Origin of the sequence: Streptomyces sp. TG1A-60, from assembly GCF_037201975.1 — a bacterium.
In the GTDB taxonomy this organism is placed as follows: Bacteria; Actinomycetota; Actinomycetes; order Streptomycetales; family Streptomycetaceae; genus Streptomyces.
Map to the genome: position 1 here is coordinate 4,550,879 of NZ_CP147520.1, position 19,210 is coordinate 4,570,088.

Genomic DNA, 19,210 nt, shown 5'->3' on the forward strand with positions numbered 1-19,210 from the left:
GGCGGGCCGACGGGGCGGGGGTCCTCAGGCCCGGTTGAGGGCTTCAGGTCCGGATGCGGAATCCCGCGCTCAGCTGGTGCTCCCGCCGTGAGCTGGGGCCGACGCGGAGCATGAACTCACCTGGTTCGACCACTCGGCGGTTGTCGGCCGTGACGAGTGAGCACTGCGCGGCAGGGACGGTGAGGTGGACGTCCAGGCTTTCGCCGGGAGGGATGTCGACCTGGGTGAATCCCTGCAGCTCCTGCTCGGCCCAGGTGACGCTGGTGGTCAGGTCGCTGATGTACGCCTGGACCGTTTCCAGGGCCGGACGGCTGCCGCTGTTGGTGAGGCGCACCGTGGCGTCGACGGTGCCGTCGGCGGGGACGTCCGGGTCGTGCACGACGAGGTCGGAGTAGGTGACGGTGGTGTAGGTGAGGCCCTCGCCGAACGCGAACAGGGGGTCTTGGGTGAGGTCCGCGTAGCGCTCCCCGTGCTGGCCTCGCACCTGGTTGTAGAAGACCGGTTGCTGTCCGACGTGGCGGGCGAAGGAGACCGGGAGCCGGCCGCTGGGTTCGACGAGTCCGAGGAGGAGTTCGGCGATCGCGCGGCCACCGCGCATGCCCGGGTTGAACGCCTCGATGAGTGCTGCCGCGTTCAGTGCCGACTCCGGGAGGGTGCTCGGCTTCGACTGGACCAGTACGACGATCATGGGGGTGCCGGTGGCGGCGACCGCGTCCAGCAGAGCGATCTGGCTTCCTTGGAGGTCGAGCGTGGCCGTCGAGCGCGTCTCGCCCGTGAGGGCGATGGTGTCCCCCACGACCACGACGGCGTAGTCGGCGGCCTCTGCTGCGGCGACGGCCTCCCGAAGCTGCGCCTGGTCGACCGGGGCGGGGGTGAAAACGGGCGGCAGTGGCTGGCCGTCGGGCCCGGTGGACCACTCGGGGGCATGGGCGGGGCTTGCGATGTCGGCTCCGCGGGCGTGCGTGACGGTCCAGTCGGCGGGTGCGACGGCGCGAAGGCCGTCGAGCACCGTCTCCACCGTCTCGCGGGGATGGCCTTCGGGCATCCATGGGACCTGGCCGGTGGCGCCCGCCCAGTCGCCGAGCATGGCTTCCGGGCTGTCGGCGTTGGGGCCGATGACCGCGATCGTCCGCGGGGTGCCCTGGCTTGCGGCGCGGCCGGTTCCATCCGAGGTCAGCCTGCCTTCGAGGGGCAGGATGCCCTCGTTGCGCAGCAACACCAGGGAACGACGGGCTGTTTCGAGGTTGAGGTCGGCGTGGGTGCGGCAGCCGATCACCTGCGCCTGCCGTTCGGGGTCGGGGGTGCGGGGGTCCTCGAAGAGTCCGAGCTCGAACTTCAGCCGCAGAACCCGCCGCACCGCGTCATCGATCTGCTTCTCCTCGACCAGGCCGCGGGCGACCGCCTCCTGCGCGCCCTCGAAGAACGCCGGCGTGGCCATGATGAGGTCGTTCCCGGAGTTGACGGCGACCGCCGCCGCCTCGACGTGGTCGGTGCAGGTTCGCTGGTCGTAGACCATCCGGCCGACGTTGTCCCAGTCGGTCACCAGCGTCCCGGTGAAGCCCCACTCGCCCTTGAGCACATCGTTGATCAGCCACTGATTCGCGGTGATGGGCACGCCGTCGATCGACTGGTACCCGAGCATGAAGCCGCGGCAGCCGGCCCGGGCCGCCTGCTCGAACGGGGGCAGGAACCACGAGCGCAGCTTGCGCGGGCTGAGATCGGCTTCGCTCGCGTCGCGCCCGCCCATGGTTTCGGAGTAGCCCGCGAAGTGCTTGGCGTACGCCAGCACGGCGGTCGGGTCGCTGAGGCCCTCGCCCTGATAGCCGAGCACCATCGCCGCCCCGAGTTCACCGATCAGGAACGGGTCCTCGCCGAACGTCTCGTTGATCCGGCCCCAGCGCAGGTCCCGGGTGATGCACAGCACTGGGGAGAACGTCCCGTGGATTCCGGTCGCCGCGATCTCGGTCGCGGCCGCGCGTGCCACCCGGTGGAGCAAGGAGGGGTCCCAGGTGCAGGCCATGGCCAGCTGTGTCGGGAAGATGGTCGCGCCCGGCCAGAACGAGTGGCCGTGGATGCCGTCGTCGGCTGTCAGCAACGGAATGCCGAGCCGTGTCCGCCCGGCCAGTTCCATGGCCTGCGGCATCAGCTCGGGAGACACGTGCAGGACCGATCCGGCGAGTTTGGCCGACACGATGTCGGCCAGGTCCCCGTGTTGCGCGTCGAGCATCAGCAGCTGCCCGACCTTCTCCGGCAGGGTCATCCGTGACAGCAGATCCTCGATCCTCGCTTCCACGGATGATTCCGGATCCAGGTACGCCGCAGAGCGGACCGGCTGTCCCACGTTGTTCTCCAAGAGATGAGTCGTCACAGGTCAGAGAGTTGGTTGGCGACTTCGAGCGCTTTGTCGCAAGGACGCTGCCGTCTGCCGTGGTGGAGCTCGGACTGGCGCGGCGGGGCTCGCGCGCTGCCTGCCCGCCGCCCCGGGCGGAACCGGTGCGGCAGGGGGCGGCGCGGTGGGAGCAGAGGTGTCACTTCAGGCCGGTGGTGGCGATGCCGGCGATGAAGTGGCGCTGGAAGAGGAGGAAGACGATCATCACTGGCAGCAGGACGATCACGGCGCCGGCGAGGAGGATGCCGAAGCGGGTGAAGGACTGTCCGCTGCTGGCCAGGGCGAGGCCGACGGGGAGGGTGTACTGGCTCTCGTTCTGGGCCACGACCAGCGGCCACAGGAAGTTGTTCCAGGAGCCGAGGAAGGTGATGATCCCGAGGGTGGCGAGGGCCGGCTTGGTCAGCGGCAGGATGATCCTCGCGAAGATGGACAGTTCGCTGCAGCCGTCGACGCGGGCGGCGTCGATGAGTTCGTCGGGCAGGGTGGAGATGAACTGCCGCATGAGGAACACCCCGAAGGGGCCGGCCAGGAACGGCAGGATCAGCCCGAGCATGGACCCGGTCAGCTGCATGTTGGACACCAGCACGTACAGGGGTACGAAGGTGACCAGGCCGGGGATCATGAGCGTCCCCATGACCAGCAGGAAGACGGCGCGCTGTCCGCGGAACTCCAGCTTGGCCAGGGCGTATCCGAGCATCGAGCAGAAGATGAGGTTTCCGGCGGTGACGGCGAGGGCCACGATCACGGAGTTGGAGAACATGCTCGTGAAGTCGAGCGTGCTGAACAGTTCGCCGTAGTTGGCGGTGGTGGGCGCCGTGGGAAGCAGGACGGGCGGGACCCTGCGGATGTCGGCCTCGGGTTTGAAGGACCCGGACAGCATCCACAGGAACGGCGCGATCATCAGCAGCAGGGCGCCGGCGAGCGGCAGATACAGCCAGGGCTGGCCCCAGGTCCGGCGGATGCGGCGACGCTTGAGGACGCGGTCCGTGCCCGGTTGTGCCGTGGGGAGGGTGGAGAGGGTGCTCATGGGTCGTCAGTCCTTGTCTCGCAGCACGCGGAACTGCAGCACGGTCAGCGCCACGATGAGGACGAAGATGACGTAACTGGCGGCCGACGCCATCTCGTAATTGCCGTTGCCGAACTGGTTGTAGGCGTACAACGTGGCCGACAGGGTGGAGTCCAGCGGCCCGCCGCCGGTCATCACGAACGGCTCGTCGAAGAACTGCAGATAGCCGATGCCGGTGGTGACGGCGGTCAGCAGCAGGGCGGGGCGCAGGAGCGGGAAGGTGACCCGCCAGAACCGCTGCCAGGGTCCGGCGCCGTCGAGTTCTGCCGCCTCCATCAGGGACTGGGGCACGGACTGCAGACCCGCCAGCATGATGATCATGACGGTGCCGAGGTTGCGCCATATCGCCATCACGATCATGACGGGCAGGGCGAAGCGGGTGTCCGCCAGCCAGGTCGGGCCGTCGATCCCGAACCAGCCCAGGACGGTGTTCACCAAGCCCGAACGCGGTTCCAGCAGCGTCTTCCACACCACCGCGACGGCCACGATGCTGGTGATCACCGGGAGATAGAAACCGACCCGGAAGACGGCCCGGAAGCGGCGGATGCCCCGGTCGAGGGCGACCGCCGCGGCGAGCCCGGCGGCCAGGGTGAGGGGCAGGGCCACCAGGACGAACACGGCAGTGTTGCGCAGGGCCGTGAAAAACTGATCGTCCTGGAAGAGCCGCACGTAGTTGTCGAAGCCGACGAACGACACGTTCAACGGGGTGCGCAGGTCGGCGCTCTGGGTGTCGGTCAGGCTCATCAGCAGCGACCACACGACCGGCAGCAGCATGAAGACCGCGAACAGCGCGAGGAAGGGCGCGGCGAGGACCCAGGCGGCCCGCCCCTGCCGGCCGCGTGCCGTGCCCCGGAGAGCGAAGCGCCGGCGATCGGCGCTCGGCTCCGGCCCCGCGGTGCTCTGCTTGTTGGTGTCGCCCCGCCCGGGGAGCGTTTTCGTGGACATGGATGTCATCCGTCCGTACGAGGCGTGCTCATCGCGGCGGCGCTCATCGGCCGGTGCCGATGCTGGTGGCCTTGGACTGCAGCGACTTCTGCACCTCGGCGACGGTGGCCTTGCCGAGGATCAGCTTCTCCAGTTCGGAGTCGATGGCGTCGGCGATCTGCTGCCAGGTCGTGATGGCGGGCGGCGCCTTGCTGACCTCGAGCTGCTCGGCGAACGCCTTCATGTTCTCGTCCTCGGTCAGCTTGCCCTCCGTCCACGCCTGGGGCGCGGGGGGCAGGCTGCCGGTGGCCTTGGAATATGCCGCGAGGTTGGCGGGCTCGGTCAGGAACTGGGCGAACTTCCATGCCGCGTCGGGGTTCTTGGCCTCCTTGAACACCGCCAGGTCGCTGCCGCCGGCGAATCCGGCCGGCTGCTCGGAGTACGGCACCGGCATGGTCTTCCACTTGCCGTCCAGCTCCGGGGCGTCCTTGTGGAAGCTGCCGCCGGCCCACGCACCCTCCTGGTAAACGGCGATCAGCCCGTCCCGGAAGCCCTGGACGTTGTCCGCCCTGTCGGTCGGCGCCAGGCCCTGCTTCGGGACGCTCGCGTAGTACTCCAGCGCCTTGGCGGCCTCGGGCGAGTCGAAGGTGAACTTCCCGGTCTTGGCGTCGTAGATGTCACCGCCCTGCTGCCAGACCATCGGCACCCAGAAAATCCAGGAGTTGAAGCCCATCACCAGCCCGCTGGCATGGCGCAGCTTGGGGTTCTCCTTGCCGGCGGTGGCCTGGATGGCCTCCAGGTCCTTCAGGTATCCGGCCCGGTCGCCGGCCAGAGCGCCCTTGATGCCGGCCTTCGTGGTGATGTCGGTCCGGTAGTAGATCGCTTGGGTGTCGGCGATGAACGGGACGCCGTAGGAGGTGTCCTTGTACTTGGTGGTGTCCCACTGGCCGGGGTAGAAGTCCGAGGACTTGATCGACGTTGGGGTGGCCTGGAAGCCCTTCATGGCGGCCATCTCGGCCATCCAGGTGGTTCCCACCACGGACATGTCCGGTGTGTTGCCGCCGGCTATCGCGGTGGTCAGCTTGTCGTGGGCGGCGTCCCACGGGACTGCAGTGATCTTGACGTCGGCGTCCGGGTTCTCCTGCTCGAACTTCTTCGCCAGGTCCTTCAGGTCCTCGTCGGTGTCGCCCATGGACCACATGACCACCGTCCCCTTGGCCTTGCCCGCGGCTATCTGGGCGGGTGCGTCGTTGCCGGGGCCGGAATCCTCGCTCCGGCCGCAGCCGGTGGCCACCAGGGCGGCCGTGACGGTGACACACAGGGTCTGGACGGTTCTGACAGCGTGACGGGTGGTGATACGCATCGTGCGGCTCCTTGCCATTTGAGCGATACAGGCGCGGGGGGCGGCGAAAGGTGGGAACGGGCCGGCGCCCGGATGGGTCGGCCCACGAGGTGGAGACCGTCTGTGGTGACAGCGGCATCGGTGGTCGGCCGCAGATCGCGGCTGGAGCATCCGACCCGGCGTGGGTAGCGGCCGGGCGAGGTGTGCCAGGCGCACCGTTCGGTGTCCCGGATCGGGAACGCGCGATCGGAGAGGTGCAGGTGGGCGGTGCCGCGTGAACGCGGGCACAGGCGCTACGGGATGCGAGGAAGGCGAGGCCGAAGAGGTCCGCCGGGTTTCGAGGAGACAGGGGGCGGTGCGTCACTCACCGGCAACGCACCGCCCGACCGCGAGGCGCCATCACGTACGCACCGTGATGACGTCAGGTCAGTTCGGGCTCGGCTGTAACGTCGAGCCACGGATCACGAGGCTGGTGGGAATGATGCGCGAGGGGGCGGCCTCCGGCGATCTGCGCACGTGGTCGAGCAGCAGACGCGCCGCCGCCTCACCCATCTCCCGCATCGGCTGGCGGACGGTGGTGAGTCCCGGATAGGTGTACGACGCCAGCTCGACGTCATCGAAGCCCACCACGGCGACGTCCCGCGGAATCTTGAGGCCGGCCTCGTGCAAGGCCGCGAGCACGCCGGCCGCCGAGGGGTCGTTGTGCCCGAAGACCGCGTCGAACTCCACGCCGTCCGCGAGAGCTTGCGCGATCGCGCTCCGGCTGCTGTCGAACAAGAAGTCGCCGCGGATGATGCTGCGCGGGTCGAGCTCGATCCCGGCCTGCGCATAGACGTCGACGAAGCCGCCCAGCCGTTCCCGGGTGCAGCCGTACTCCTCGGGACCGGTCACCACCAGAGGGCGACGGCGGCCGAGGTCCAGCAGGTGGCGCGCCGCCTGCTCACCGCCCTCCCGGTTGGTGGTGGCCACATAGGGGAATCCCGGCCGCTGGAAGCGGTCGTCTATCAGCACCACCGGCAGTCCGGCTTCGTGCAGTTCCGTGATGGCCGCCAGGGCCCCCTCGGGCTCTATCACCAGCAAACCGTCGAACGACTTGGCGGCGACCTGCAGGCCCAGCCTGCGCAGTGACTCCTCACCGCGGTTCACGGTCAGCATGCGCAGTCCGAAGCCCTCGGCCTCCAGCGTCTCGACGACCGCCTGCACGATGCCGGCCCAGGCCCAGGCCAGGTCAGGGACCAGCATGCCGATCATCTGTGTCGTGCCGCGGGCGAGCCCCACTGCCCCGGCGCTCGGCACATAGCCGAGCTCCGAGATCGCCTCGCGGACCTTCACCACGGTGTTCTCGTGGATCTCGCCCTTGCCGTTCAGCACCCGCGAGACCGTCGTCTTGCTGACCCCGGCCCGCGAGGCCACGTCGGCGATAGTGACTCCCATGTCACCTCCCCTCCCTTCCTGCAGAGGCGGAAGACTTCCCTCCCGCCCCGAAGGGCCGATCGTACAGAGCCCCCTGGAACCGGTACCGACATCGGTTCCGGAACCGGTTTCGGTACCGGTTCCGGAAGTGAAGCACCGCGAGGCCCCACCGGTCAACACCCCGGAAACAACTCGTTAACGCGGCCGATCTCGGTCTCGCACGATGCCGCGGAAGCCTGCCGGTTGCCACCCAAGCCACCGCTCTGACCTGCGCGGTTGCCGACTCCAACCCGCCATGGCCGAGCTCGTTGGCGCGGCTGCCGACCGCCGACGATGCCCGACGGACCGCAGACCCGTCCCGGAGCAATCGCGCCCGAACCGTTGACGCACTGGCCGGATTGCCCTTCATAATCGGGCACTCGCTGTCATCGATGACATTCGTCGTCGTTGACACCCCAGTCGGCTGCGTGGACGTCAGCGCCGCTGGGATGTCACTTTTCGGTCCGTCCGCGCCGGGGCCGCAGTCAGTGCTGCGCCGACGAGCCGCGGGACTAGGAGACCTCCGCCGGCTGGGGCCACGTCCTGGCCGACCGGTTCACCGAAGCCGACACCGCCGCCAAGTCCGTCGTGCAGCGCGCCGACTGGGCCGACTACGGCAAGGACTACTACGCGGCCGTGTCCTGGGAGAACGCCCCGGGCGGCAAGCGGTACATGGTCGGCTGGATGAGCAACTGGGACTACAGCGGCGCCGTCCCCACCTCCCCCTGGCGCGGCGCGCAGAGCGTTCCCCGGGAGATGGCCCTGCGCACGGTCGACGGCCGGGTCCGGCTGACCAGCGAGCCGGTGGGCAGCCTGGAGTCCCTCCGGAAGCAGCGCCCGGCGACGGCGTCAGGCGTCACCGTCAAGAGCACGTCCAAGCCGCTGATCAGCCGCGGGGCCAAGGGCAAGGCACTCGACATCGAGGCCACCTTCTCCCTCAAGGACGCCGACCGCTTCGGACTGAAGGTGCGCACCGGCGCCGACGGCGAGGAGACCGTCATCGGCTACGACGCCACGACCGAGGAGCTGTACGTCGACCGCACCCGCTCCGGCGCCGTGGACTTCCACAGCACCTTCCCCGGCGTCCAGACAGCGCCGCTGAAGGCCGAGAACGGCAAGGTCAAGCTGCGGATCCTCGTCGACTGGTCGTCCGTCGAGGTCTTCGGCGGCAGCGGCGAAGCCGTGATCACCGACCAGATCTTCCCCGACCCCGCCAGCCAGGGAGTGGAGATCTTCGCCGAGGGCGGCGCCGCCACCCTCAACCACATGCAGGCGTGGCAGCTGAGGTCCATCTGGAGGTGACGAGCTCTCAGGTCAGTGCGCCAGGCCGCCGAGCGCGACTTCCGGCGGGCGGCTCTCGGCCGCTCGGCTCCCGGCGAGGCAGGCGCCAGGTCTGACCTTCGGCGGCGGCAACCTGGTTGATGAGTTCGCCAAGGCCCCGGTCCCGGCGAGAGCAGGTGTTGCAGCCGGCGTTGGAGGTCGATCAACTCGGGACTGGGGGTGGACGTGTGGATGACGTGGTCCGGCCTGTCCATCCGATCGCCGCAGAAGGTCAAGTCCGTGCGGGTGTTGCGGCACTGGACGGGATGCAGTCCGGCTGCCGTGGGTGAGGACAGAAGGCTGAGTTTGCGCAGAGCGCCAAGGGCAGGGACCTGGCAGGCCGGGCAGGTGTTCTGCAGGAAGATCCGGTGGTGCAGGCAGATGAAGGTCACGGCCAGCCGCCAGGTGGTCTTCCAGGCGCGCCGCTGTAACGCTGCTGGCCGTAGCCCGGGTTGGCCATGGGGTGCGGGTGAGGGTGCGGAGCCGCGTGCGCGGGCAGAAAGGCAGCACTAAGCTTGGCATCAGCCATGGGACCGAACTTCCTCTTCGATCTCGTAGGTCAAGCCCCCGCAGGTGTTGGTAGCACCTGGCGGGGGCTGTTTCGTCTGTGGGCACGGTATCAGCATCGTCACCGTGCGTGGCAAGCCGGACGCGTCAAGTCAACGCGCGGGGTGGGCGGGTGGGTTGAAGCCCACCTCCCATTCCTTGAAGAGAGGGATCGGGGCTGGGGGCTCGAGCTTCGGGGCCTGTCCCGTCGGTGTGTCAGCCCATGCTCTTGGCGCCGTCCAGGGACTCTCGGATGATGTCGGCGTGGCCCGCGTGCTGGGCCGTCTCGGCGATGACGTGCAACAGGGTCCTGCGGGCCGACCACCGTGCCCCGGGTTCGAACCACGGGGCCTTGGGCAGCGGGTGGGCGGCGTCGAGGTCGGGCAGGGCCGCCACCAGTTCGTCGGTTCGGCGCGCCACCTCGGCGTAGTCCGCCAGTACGCCGGCCAGCGTCTCGCCGGGCAACATCCGGAACTCGTCGGCCCGCCGGGCGAAGTCGGCCTCGGTCATGGCGGTGAAGTCGGCCATCGCCGACGGGCCGTTCCGGATGAAGTCCACCCAGTTGCGTTCCACCGAGGTGACGTGCTTGATCAGCCCGCCAAGGCACAGTTCGCTGACGGTGGTGTGCCGGCCGGCCTGCTCGTCGGTGAGGTCGCGGGCGGCGAAGCGCAGGAAGTGCCGGCTCTGGGCCAGCGTCTCCAGCAGGTCGGCGCGCTCGCCGGTGATCAGGGTGTCGTTCATGAATGGGCCCTCCGTGGATACCTGTTCCGTCGGTCGAGCCACACGTTAGGAGCCATGTAGGTCAGTTCCTGACCTCTGCGCGGCTGAGGCCGGTCGCGCTTCAGGTCGTCGACGAACGCGGACCATGCCTCGGCCCGGAACACGAGCCTCGGGCCGTGGGGGGTTGTGGAGTCGCGGACGGGGACGACGTTCGACCGGTTGCCGGTGACCGATGAAATCGGGATACGCGCGGTGGAGGTGCAGGGGCTGCTGGCCGCCAAGGGGCAGCACCGTCGTACGTCGGTCGCGGATCTGTTGATCGCGGCCACGGCCGAGCGGCACGGCGTGACCGTGTCGCACTACGACGCGGACTACGACGGCATCGCGGAGATCACCGGCCAGCCCACTGAATGGGTCGTGGAGCGCGGCTCCGTGGCGTGAGCCTCGGCACGCTCACAGGCCTCCCAGCGGCTCGGCGTCCACCCGGACCGGCTCGCCCCAGATACGCAGGACCTCGTAGTCGGTGAACTCGTAGACCAGGCGGTAGGCGGGGGCGGGACGGGGGCCCCGGCGCTGGGCGGCGAGGTAGAGCTCGGCCTCGCGGCGGTCGCGGCGGGGGGTGCCGCAGAGCTGCCAGACCTGGCCGTTCCACGCCTCCGGGAGCCAGCGCTGCTGGGGCTGGGGGCGGTCGTCCCGTACGCCGTACCGCGAGGGGGTCGGGGTGGCGGGGCCGGTGGGGCGGGGCGGGGCGTAGCTGTCGTTCAGCCGGGTGCGGCGGGCGGCGCGGCGGCGGGTCTCGCAGAGCAGACAGAGGTCGGGGGCCTCCTCGTCGACCGGGCCGTTCGGATGCTCGGCGCAGCGGGTCGTCGGCGCGGCCGTCGTGACCGTCTCGTCCAGCAGCTCCAGGGCCCGTCCGATGTCCGCCTTCACCTCGTGCAGCCGGGCGTCGGGGGTGTCGGCGGCCAGTGCGTCGCCGTGCTCCCCGAGGAGGCGCAGGGCGCGGCCGAGGGCGGTGAGCTGGGCGTGGTTCACGGGCTCGGTCCTTCCCTGGAGACATCAGCGACCTCCACCGTGCCACACGACACTGACAGTGGCCCTGGCGGACCCGGGGATCCGGGGTCCCGGTGGTCCGTCGGGCCCGCGTCCGCCGGTCTCAGCCCGTCATGGCCGCCGCCAGCGCCGCCCTCAGGTGCCCCTCGCTCCTGTGCAGCAGGCGCGCGGCCGTGTCCGGGGCGACGCCGCTCAGGATGGTCAGGATGGCGTGCTTCACCTGGCCGCCGCACTCCGCCAGGGCCTTCTCGATCTCGTCGTCCGCCGCGCCGGTGGCGAGGGCGACGACGCGGTGGGAGCGGGCCCGGAGTTTGTCGTTGGTGGCGCGGACGTCGACCATGAGGTTTCCGTAGGTCTTGCCGAGGCGGATCATGGTGATCGTCGACAGCATGTTCAGGACGAGTTTCTGGGCGGTGCCGGCCTTGAGACGGGTCGAGCCGGTGACCAGCTCGGGGCCCACGACGATCTCGATGCCGTGATCGGCGGCGGCGGCGAGCGCGCTGGCCGCGTTGCAGGACAGGCCGACCGTCAGGGCACCCGCCGCGCGGGCGTGCTCCACCGCGCCGACCGCGTACGGCGTACGGCCGGAGGCGGAGACGCCGACCACCGTGTCGTCGGGCGTCAGCGCCAGCGCGTCGAGGTCGGCCCGCGCCAGCTCCGCCGAGTCCTCCGCGCCCTCGACGGAGGTGACCACGGCCTCCCGGCCGCCCGCGATCAGGCCCACGACCTGTGAGGGAGCCGTGTTGAACGTCGGCGGGCACTCGGAGGCGTCCAGCACCCCGAGCCGTCCGGCCGTGCCCGCGCCCGCGTAGACCAGCCGGCCGCCCCGCGCCATCCGCTCGGCGATCGCGTCGATCGCCGCGGCGATCAGCGGCAGCCGCGCCGCCACGGCGGCGGGCACCGCCGCGTCCTCCCCGTTCATCAGCTTCGCGATGTCGAGGGTCGGAAGCTGATCGACGTCCGCCAGCTCCGGCCGGAACGCCTCGGTGGTCAGTGACTCCAGCTCGGCGCGCACGGCGAGGTGGCGGGGGGAGGCGGCGGCGTGGGGAGGGAGGGAAGGCATCAGGCGTCTCATCTCCATACGGTGCGAACACGCCCCTCGCAGGGGCGCGGGCGGCAGCGCTGTGCGGCTGCCCCGCGCGGGCGCTGTCGGCCACGACGATCCCGGCAGACGACTACGGCGTTTCGCCCACGGTCCTCCCTGCCGCGCTGCCTATCGCGACGGCCCTCCCTGTCTCGAAGGTCCTCCCATCCGATGCCGATGCGCCAGTGCCTCGTACGACGCCGACAGCGCCGGCGCCGCCGACTCGTACGTCCTCTGCGCGACCCCGATGAACAGGCAGTCCACGACCAGCAGCTGACTCGTCCGGGACGACATCGCCGCCGGCCGCAGCTCGCTCTCCCGGGCCGTGGACGTCGTCAGGACGTGATCGGCGTACTGGGACGCCGGGCCGTCCGGCCGCCCGGTGATCGCGATCGTGGTGGCCCCGTGGTCGAAGGCGACCCGCAGCGGCTCGATGACGTCCCCCGTCGAACCGGAGTGGGTGATCGCCACGGCGACGTCCTTCGCGCGGAGCTGCACCGCGTTGGTGACCGCGAGGTGCGGGTCGCTGTGCGCGTGGGCCATCAGCCCTATGCGGAGCAGCTTCTGCGTGAGGTCCTGGGCGACGAGGCCGGACGCCCCTACACCGTAGACGTCTATGCGGCGGGCCACCGCGAGCGCGCCGACCGCCGAGCCGAGCTGGACCGTGTCCAGTCCGGCCGCCGTGTCCGCGAGGGTCTGCTGCTCGTCGTACGCGAGCTTGGCGACGACCACGGGGAGCGGGTCGTCGACCGCGATGTCGGCCGTGACCGAGGGCGCGCGGCCGGACTGCTGCTGGGCGGCGAGGCCGGCGAGGGCGAGGCGCAGGTCGCGGTAGCCGGGGTAGCCGAGGAGGCGGGCGGTGCGGACGACCGTCGCCTCGCTGGTGCCGCTGAGCGCGGCGAGGCCGGTGACCGTGAGCGCCGCGCAGCCGGCGGGGTCGCCCGCGACGGCCTCCGCGACCCGCTGCATGGAACGGGTCATGGAAGGAGCCAGCGTCCGCACCTTCGCCGCGAGGGCTGCGGGGGCCGGCGGCGCGGCAGGCGCGGTGGGCGCGAAAGTTTCCTTCACGTCATCGCTCACCCTATGAAAGATATTTTCTGTTCGGTGCTGCGGTCAAGGGTGCGCACAATGGACGCATGAGTCCCCCAGTGACCCCGTGAGCCCCCTTGAGCAGGCGCTGCACGCCGCCCGCGCGCTCGTGCTCGCCGATCTGGTGGCCGACGAGGTCGCCGAGGCGGACGTCGTCTCCATGGTCGAGGACTCCGTCGTGCAGCGCCGCTGGTGGGTCGAGCAGTGGCCGGACGGCGCGGCGTACGTCGCCGGGCTCGTCGCCCAGGACGTCCAGGACGCCCTGCTGGAGCGGTACGGCCGCTGGCCCCTCTGCCCGGTCTGCGGCGTCGGTGATCCGCACGCCCTCGATGTCGAGCCGGCGCTCGGGCCGGACCCGCAGTGGGTGTGCCACAAGGCGGGGGTGCGGGTCGCGGCGGTGGGGTCGCTGGGCGCCGCGTCCGGTGGGACGCCGTCCTCGTGACCGTGTACATCGACCCGCCGATCTGGCCGGGCCACGGGCGCATGTGGTCGCACCTCGTGAGTGACGTGTCCTTCGACGAACTGCACGCCTTCGCCCGGCAGTCGGGCATCCCCGAGCGCGCCTTCGAGCGGGACCACTACGACATCCCGTCCCACCGTTACGAGGAGGTCGTGCGGGCCGGGGCCGTGGAGGTGGGCTCGAAGGAGCTGCTGCGCAGGCTGACGGAGGCGGGGTTGCGCCGGCCGAAGCGGCGGGGGGCGAGGGCCTGAGCGGGGCCGGCCCCTTCCACCGGCAAAGCAAAGCGGCCGGGCCCGGCGTACGTCAGGCGAGCAGACGGAGTTCGTATGCGAACTGCTCCCCGTGCTCCCCGTCGCCCCAGTCGTCGCTCACCTTCTCGAATCCGGCCCGCGAGACGACGCCCCGCGAAGCCGTGTTGGCCTTCTCGACGACCGCGAACAGCGACCGTACGTCCCCCTGGTCCCGGGCCCGCTCCCGTGCCCAGCCGACCAGCGCGCGCAGCGCCTCGGTGGCGTAGCCGCGCCCGCGTGCCCCCTCGACCAGGTCGTAGCCGATCTCGACGCGGCCCTCCTCGTCCGGGGCGCCGTGGTAGCCCAGTGCGCCGAGGGCGAGCCCGTCCTCCTTGCGGACGAGCGCGAACATGCCCCACTCCGGCCGGTGCACCCCCGCCTCATACGCCTGGAACACCAGCCCGGCGCCTATCCGCGTCCCCTCGACCGGTCCGCCCGCGATCCACTCGAAGCCGCCGGTGCCGTCCTCGGCGAGATCGGCCGCGGCTGCCGGGTGGACGCCCTGCAGGACGATGCGGTCGGCGTCGATGTGCAGCGGGTTGCTCCAGCGCCACTCCGTGACGGGGGCGCGTCCGGGCAGGTCGCCCCGGCCCGTGGCCCACAGGAGTGTCGTCCAGGGGTCGTCGCCGGGCCTGACGTGCGGGAAGAGGCGCGCGAGGACGGACTCGCACAGCCCGGCGGGCGGCATGTACGCCGGTGTGAGCCCCAGGCCCACCGCGATGTCGTGCGTGTGCAGCAGCACCTCGGCGACCCCCATCGCCGCGAACCCCTCACGGTCGGCCGCGCGGAACGGATACGGGTGGAAGGCCCGGACCGCGCGGGGGGTGGTGCTGACGGCGGCGGCGAGCAGCGCACCGGTCGTCCGGATCACCTCCAGGACGTCGGCGTTGTCCTCGCACTCCGCCGTCGTGATCTCGAAGGGCACGTACCGCCCCGTCGGACGCCCGGCCAACTGCCCCGCGTACGCGATCAGATCCGACGCGATGTGCTCCGCCGTCCTACGGCAACTCCACTTCAGCTGCCCCGCCGTGGACTCCTCCCAGTCCCGGTCAGCCACTCTCCCCAGCGCCGCGACGCTGTGCTCGACGGCTTGCAGTACCTGGTCTCCACCCATAGGTCGCATGACGGCGAGGATAGGAGGGATCAGACGTCTGCGGCGGCAGAGGGCGTGTCCACGGGCATCCGGCGGCTGCGGAACCGCATTCCCGCGTACCGGGCGGGCGGGGGCTCAGCCCGCCCGGCCCGCCGTCAGCGCGTCCAGCTCCGCCCGCAGGTTCTCCCGCGCCCGCCCCTCCCACTTCCGCCGCCCGTACGGCGTCCTGAACAGCCTCGGCAGCGCGAGGAGTTGCCGCAGCACAGCCGCCCGGCCCTCCCGGAAGGCGTCGTCCGGCACGAAGCCGTACTCCCCGCGGACGGCGGCGGCATACGCGGCGTACGCGTCCGGGGGCGAGGCGAGGACGGCGAGGTCGGCGTCGCAGAGGACCTGGCCGTCGGGGTCGTCGTCGGCCGGGTCGTGGCTGACGGTGAGGCGGACGAGGCGGGCGACCTCGCGGGTCTTGTCGTCGGGGACGCCGGCTTCGGGAAGCGCGCGCTCGGCGAGCCGCGCCGACCTCTCCTCGTTCGTCGACCGCTCGGGGAGGTACACGGCGTCGTGGAACCACGCCGCCAGGCGTACGACGTTCGCGTCCGCCGCGTACTCCTCCAGTACGTCGATGTGGTCCAGCACCGCCGTCAGGTGGTCGAGCGTGTGGTACTTCCGCTGCGGCTCCGACCACCGTTTGATCAGGTCGGCGGAGTAGAGGGACGGGTCCGGCTGGCAGTTGCCGTCCCGGGTGCCGAGGAGGGCGTGGAGCCAGCGGAGGCCGAGGGCTTCGAGGTCGGGGTGCCGGTCTGCTGCCATGGCGTCCATTGTCTCCTCCGCTCCGACCTCCCGAAATCCGGGGCGAGCGGGCGACGCGCGGTCCAATCCTCGACGGGCCACGGGCCACGGGCCACGGGCCACGGGCCACGGGCCACGGGCCACGGGCCACGGACTGCGGCGGTTCGGATCGCTGACTGAGTACGGCCCCGAAGCCCGGCTCGGTCTACGACACCAAGGCCCCTGGCGAAAATCCACTCCATCAGCGCGGCATGGGCGGCGCGGCCCGCTCCGAGGGGTGGACCGCGCCGGTCGTCGCCGGTGCCGTACGGGAATGGCGTACGGCGCTGGTCGGCCCTCGCGGGTAGAGCCGGACGACCCGCCGGTCGACGCGGCGGCCCGCAGGGCTAAGCGTTGGGGTTGAAGGAGATCCCCGACGGCATCGCCTTCGTGAGGTTGGAGGCGAAACTGCCGTCCTTGAGGCCGAAGTTGGCGCTGCCGAAGTTGTGGGAGACGAGGATGTCGCGGATGCCGGACGGGTAGCCGTTCCAGCCGACGAGCGGCGGGTACTGCCAGGTGCCCTCGTGGTTCTCCGGCGGCTCGTCGTTCGAGCCCGCGAGGCGGAAGCAGTGCGTGCGGATGCCGTCCTTGTGGTAGACGATCTTCGGGTGGGTGCCGTCCCAGCGGACCGCGGACGCGGCGTGCACGGTGAAGCCGCCGTGGTTGGAGGTCGAGACGTACCGGGCCGTGCCGTTCTGCACCCAGACGACGACGTGCTCCCAGTCGTGGCGGTGGCCGCCGATGCCGCTGCCCCCGACCGCCTGGTCCTTCTCGAAGTAGAGGTCGTACATGATCGCGCACCAGCCGTTGTCGCACTTGTAGCGCGAGTAGCCGTTGGTGTTGTCCAGGTCGGACGCGTCGCGACAGTCGCCGCTGAGGGAACCGGTGGGCTTGAGGCCGCCGTTGACCGTTCCGCCGGGGCCGATGGCCGGGGTGGAGTAGCAGCCGTCGGTGTCGTAGTCGTAGGCCGGCTGCCAGGTCCTCTCCAGGGTCTCCGCGTTGGCGGGCAGCGCGGCGGGCGGGGCCGCGTGGGCGCTGCCGGCGACGCCGACGACCAGCGTGACGGCGGCGCCGAGGGTGACGGCGGATCTGCGGATACGACGTGACGTGCGGGAGCGCGGACGTGTCTTCACTGCGACCTCCTGACGGACCGGGGCCGAGACCGAGACCACTGCGCTGCGGGGTGACGGCCGGGCGCCGGGGCGGGGGTGTGCCGATGCGGGGGCACGCGCGAAATGGCATGCGCAGGTCAGATTCGCGCTACCCGCGGGTAGGGCACAAGTGTCGGGAGGTGTCAGAGTGATGACGAATCAATCAATGTGAAGGACCTGTGCGTTGCCGTCCACCACTCGCCGCGCGGTCGTCCTTCGGGTGACGACGCCACAGTCCCTACGAGAGCTGCGGCGGCAGAGATGCCGCGTGGGTCACGATCAGGCCCGACACCGCGCGGGTGAGTGCCACGTACAGGCGGCGCAGCCCGGTCCGCTCGTCCGGTTCGCCGTCGACGATCGCCCGCGGCTCGTCCAGCACGACGTAGTCGTACTCCAGACCCTTGGCGAGCGACGCCGGCACGAGGGTGAGGCGGGTCTCGTGCGTCGTCTCCTCGCCCGGCGCGAGACAGCCGATCCCGGCCGCCGCCAGCGCCTCGGCGAGCGCGGGCACGCGGGCGTCGGCGGCGATGAGCCCGGTCGACCCCTCGTTGCGCAGCAACTCCTCGCACGCGGCGATCACCTGGGAGTCGTCCGTGCTCGGCCGTACGTCGAAGAAGCCCGGGTTCTCACGGACCGACGCGACCGGGGTCAGGCCGGGCGCGATGTGGGGGAGGAGGCGGGAGGCGTAGGTGATGACGTCGGTCGGGACGCGGAAACCGGCGGTCAGCTCCTCCACATGGGCCTCGGCCTTACCGAGATGGGTCAGCGCCTCCCGCCAACTCCTCGTCGCCCAGGGGGTCGTGCCCTGCGCCAGGTCGCCGAGGACGGTCGCGGAGCCGGTGGTGCAGCGGCGGCCGACCGCCCGGTACTGCATGGGAGAGAGGTCCTGCGCCTCGTCGAGGACGACATGCCCGAGGGAGTGCGTGCGCTGCACGAGGTCGGTCGTCTCGTCGATCAGTACGGCGTCGGCGGCGGACCACTTCGCCGACTTCACGCTCCGCGCGGGCTTCGCCCACAGGATCGTCTTCTGCTCGTCGTCGGTCAGGATCCCGTCCGCGTGCACGGCGAGGAACTCCGTGTCGGAGAGGAGCCGCAGGACCAGCCTGGCGGGCTCGACGGGCGGCCAGATCGCCTTGACTGCCGCCTTCACGGCGGTGTTGCGGGCCACCGCGTCCTGCACCCGGTCGTCGGGCGCCTCGCCGGACCGTTCCATCTGCACCAGCACGGCATGCGCGATCCGCTGCGGCAGGGCCTCACGGGCGGCCCCGTAGCGGACGTCCCGGTCCAGCAACTCCCGCACGATGTCTTCGAGTTCGTAGGCGGACACCCGCCAGCGCCGCGATCCCCGGACGACCACGACGGGCTCGACGGGGAGGGTGACGTGCGACCGTACGGCCCGGCGGAGCACCTCCGCCATGCGGGCGTCGCCCTTGACGACGGCGGTCGGCGCCTCGTCCGTGCCCCGCACCTCGACGTGCGCCACGAGGTCGTCGACGGTTGCCTGTCCGACCTCCAGCTCGCCGAGCGCCGGCAGGACCTGCTCGATGTAGTGGAGGAAGGAGCGGTTCGGGCCGATGACCAGGGTGCCGGTGCGGGACAGGCGCTGGCGGTGGGCGTAGAGGAGGTAGGCGACCCGGTGCAGGCCGACGGCGGTCTTTCCGGTGCCGGGACCGCCCTGGACGCAGAGGGAGCCGGAGAGGCCGGAGCGGACGATCTCGTCCTGCTCCGGCTGGATCGTCGCCACGATGTCCCGCATCGGACCGACGCGCGGACGCTCGATCTCCCGCTGGAGCAGCTTGCTGGTGGCCGCCGCCTCGGTGGGGTCGGAGAGGTGCTCGTCCTCGTACGCGGTGAGGTCGCCGCCGGTGTATCCGAAGCGGCGCCGCAGACCCACGTCCATCGGATCGGTCCTGGAGGCCCGGTAGAAGGGCTGGGAGACGGGGGCGCGCCAGTCGATGACCATGGGATCGCCGTCGGCGTCGTGCACGTGCCGGCGCCCGATGTAGAACCGTTCCCCTTCCGCTCCCTCCGCCCGGTCCGCGCCGGGCGCGTGCAGATAGTCGAGCCGGCCGAAGAAGAGCGGGGTGCCGCTCAGGTCGGCCAGCGCCTTGATCCGCTCGTCGATCTGGCGCGCCAGCACCTCCGCGTTCACCCAGTTCGCGGTGACGTCCCTGATGTCCAGCGCCTCCACGTCCTCCCGCATGGCCCGGAGAGCGGCACGGGAGGCGGTGAGGTGGGAGCGTTCGCGGGAGAGGGGGTCGGCGGGGTCGACGGCGGAGCTCGGCGCGGGGCCGGCGGGGTGCGCGGACAAGGGAAGCCTCCGGTGGGCCTACGGGACCTGGGTGCTGCCTGAGGGCAGGGCTCTGCCCGGCGGCGGGGTACTGCCTGGTGGTGGCCGACCGGTTTCCG

The 19,210-nt window shown here is 71.0% G+C and carries 16 protein-coding genes and 2 pseudogenes; 4 read left to right on the forward strand and 14 right to left on the reverse strand.

Translation table 11 applies throughout. From position 1 onward, the window contains the following. Nucleotides 1-43: 43 nt before the first annotated feature. The 5 genes from WBG99_RS19725 to WBG99_RS19745 all read right to left on the reverse strand — a co-directional run bounded on the left by WBG99_RS19725 (nt 44) and on the right by WBG99_RS19745 (nt 7,155). Nucleotides 44-2,341 (reverse strand): glycoside hydrolase family 3 N-terminal domain-containing protein, encoded by a 2,298-nt coding sequence (locus WBG99_RS19725; protein WP_338900405.1) that lies wholly within the window; start codon nt 2,339-2,341, stop codon nt 44-46. Between the two features lie 187 nt (nt 2,342-2,528). Continuing rightward, nucleotides 2,529-3,416 carry a carbohydrate ABC transporter permease gene (locus tag WBG99_RS19730; RefSeq protein ID WP_338897554.1) on the reverse strand — a complete coding sequence of 296 codons (888 nt, stop codon included), beginning with the start codon at nt 3,414-3,416 and terminating at the stop codon, nt 2,529-2,531. A gap of 6 nt (nt 3,417-3,422) precedes the next feature. Continuing rightward, nucleotides 3,423-4,400, reverse strand: a complete 978-nt coding sequence (locus WBG99_RS19735; protein ID WP_338897555.1) for a sugar ABC transporter permease — start codon at nt 4,398-4,400, stop codon at nt 3,423-3,425. A 43-nt stretch (nt 4,401-4,443) separates the two neighbouring features. Next, entirely contained in the window at nt 4,444-5,742 is a 1,299-nt protein-coding gene (locus WBG99_RS19740) for an extracellular solute-binding protein (RefSeq protein WP_338897556.1), read from the reverse strand. Between the two features lie 405 nt (nt 5,743-6,147). Further along, nucleotides 6,148-7,155, reverse strand: a complete 1,008-nt coding sequence (locus tag WBG99_RS19745) for a LacI family DNA-binding transcriptional regulator (protein ID WP_338897557.1) — start codon at nt 7,153-7,155, stop codon at nt 6,148-6,150. A gap of 540 nt (nt 7,156-7,695) precedes the next feature. Here WBG99_RS19745 and WBG99_RS19750 point away from each other — a divergent pair. Beyond that, a pseudogene (locus WBG99_RS19750) lies at nt 7,696-8,475 on the forward strand (glycoside hydrolase family 32 protein); the annotation flags it as partial. Between the two features lie 780 nt (nt 8,476-9,255). On the opposite strand, the gene WBG99_RS19755 reads toward WBG99_RS19750, so the two are convergent. Together WBG99_RS19755 and WBG99_RS19760 are read right to left on the reverse strand one after the other, a co-directional pair. Beyond that, nucleotides 9,256-9,780 (reverse strand): DinB family protein, encoded by a 525-nt coding sequence (locus WBG99_RS19755; protein WP_338897558.1) that lies wholly within the window; start codon nt 9,778-9,780, stop codon nt 9,256-9,258. Between the two features lie 95 nt (nt 9,781-9,875). Next, nucleotides 9,876-9,968: pseudogene (locus WBG99_RS19760) on the reverse strand (DUF397 domain-containing protein); the annotation flags it as partial. 16 nt (nt 9,969-9,984) lie between these two features. Between WBG99_RS19760 and WBG99_RS19765 the strand changes: the two are divergent. Then, nucleotides 9,985-10,200 (forward strand): hypothetical protein, encoded by a 216-nt coding sequence (locus tag WBG99_RS19765; RefSeq protein ID WP_338900605.1) that lies wholly within the window; start codon nt 9,985-9,987, stop codon nt 10,198-10,200. Between the two features lie 12 nt (nt 10,201-10,212). Here the strand turns inward: WBG99_RS19765 and WBG99_RS19770 are convergent, their stop codons facing one another. From WBG99_RS19770 to WBG99_RS19780, 3 genes are all read right to left on the reverse strand, one after another. Beyond that, nucleotides 10,213-10,791, reverse strand: coding sequence for a hypothetical protein (locus WBG99_RS19770; protein ID WP_338897559.1), 579 nt, complete (start codon nt 10,789-10,791; stop codon nt 10,213-10,215). 121 nt (nt 10,792-10,912) lie between these two features. After that, nucleotides 10,913-11,872 (reverse strand): N-acetylmuramic acid 6-phosphate etherase, encoded by a 960-nt coding sequence (gene murQ, locus WBG99_RS19775; RefSeq protein ID WP_338897560.1) that lies wholly within the window; start codon nt 11,870-11,872, stop codon nt 10,913-10,915. 150 nt (nt 11,873-12,022) lie between these two features. Continuing rightward, entirely contained in the window at nt 12,023-12,973 is a 951-nt protein-coding gene (locus tag WBG99_RS19780) for a MurR/RpiR family transcriptional regulator (RefSeq protein WP_338897561.1), read from the reverse strand. 76 nt (nt 12,974-13,049) lie between these two features. Here WBG99_RS19780 and WBG99_RS19785 point away from each other — a divergent pair, with 76 nt between their 5' ends. Together WBG99_RS19785 and WBG99_RS19790 are read left to right on the forward strand one after the other, a co-directional pair. Next, nucleotides 13,050-13,424, forward strand: a complete 375-nt coding sequence (locus WBG99_RS19785) for a hypothetical protein (RefSeq protein ID WP_338897562.1) — start codon at nt 13,050-13,052, stop codon at nt 13,422-13,424. Next, nucleotides 13,421-13,693, forward strand: a complete 273-nt coding sequence (locus tag WBG99_RS19790) for a DUF4031 domain-containing protein (RefSeq protein WP_338897563.1) — start codon at nt 13,421-13,423, stop codon at nt 13,691-13,693. Before WBG99_RS19785 ends, WBG99_RS19790 begins: the two co-directional genes overlap by 4 nt. A gap of 52 nt (nt 13,694-13,745) precedes the next feature. On the opposite strand, the gene WBG99_RS19795 is transcribed toward WBG99_RS19790, so the two are convergent. From WBG99_RS19795 to WBG99_RS19810, 4 genes are all read right to left on the reverse strand, one after another. Beyond that, entirely contained in the window at nt 13,746-14,846 is a 1,101-nt protein-coding gene (locus tag WBG99_RS19795) for a GNAT family N-acetyltransferase (RefSeq protein WP_338900406.1), read from the reverse strand. Nucleotides 14,847-14,960: 114 nt separating this feature from the next. After that, complete coding sequence (locus WBG99_RS19800; protein ID WP_338897564.1) at nt 14,961-15,632, reverse strand: hypothetical protein; 672 nt, start codon at nt 15,630-15,632, stop codon at nt 14,961-14,963. Nucleotides 15,633-15,997: 365 nt separating this feature from the next. Then, nucleotides 15,998-16,783 (reverse strand): NPP1 family protein, encoded by a 786-nt coding sequence (locus WBG99_RS19805; RefSeq protein ID WP_338897565.1) that lies wholly within the window; start codon nt 16,781-16,783, stop codon nt 15,998-16,000. 256 nt (nt 16,784-17,039) lie between these two features. Next, nucleotides 17,040-19,112 (reverse strand): AAA family ATPase, encoded by a 2,073-nt coding sequence (locus WBG99_RS19810; protein ID WP_338897566.1) that lies wholly within the window; start codon nt 19,110-19,112, stop codon nt 17,040-17,042. Nucleotides 19,113-19,210: the final 98 nt, after the last annotated feature.

Coding starts and splice junctions, on each gene's coding strand:
- WBG99_RS19795 (WP_338900406.1), bottom strand. CDS start 14,846: ATGGGTGGAGACCAGGTACTGCAAGCCGTCGAGCACAGCGTCGCGGCG.
- WBG99_RS19740 (WP_338897556.1), bottom strand. CDS start 5,742: ATGCGTATCACCACCCGTCACGCTGTCAGAACCGTCCAGACCCTGTGT.
- WBG99_RS19730 (WP_338897554.1), bottom strand. CDS start 3,416: ATGAGCACCCTCTCCACCCTCCCCACGGCACAACCGGGCACGGACCGC.
- WBG99_RS19745 (WP_338897557.1), bottom strand. CDS start 7,155: ATGGGAGTCACTATCGCCGACGTGGCCTCGCGGGCCGGGGTCAGCAAG.
- WBG99_RS19755 (WP_338897558.1), bottom strand. CDS start 9,780: ATGAACGACACCCTGATCACCGGCGAGCGCGCCGACCTGCTGGAGACG.
- WBG99_RS19800 (WP_338897564.1), bottom strand. CDS start 15,632: ATGGCAGCAGACCGGCACCCCGACCTCGAAGCCCTCGGCCTCCGCTGG.
- murQ (WP_338897560.1), bottom strand. CDS start 11,872: ATGCCTTCCCTCCCTCCCCACGCCGCCGCCTCCCCCCGCCACCTCGCC.
- WBG99_RS19735 (WP_338897555.1), bottom strand. CDS start 4,400: ATGTCCACGAAAACGCTCCCCGGGCGGGGCGACACCAACAAGCAGAGC.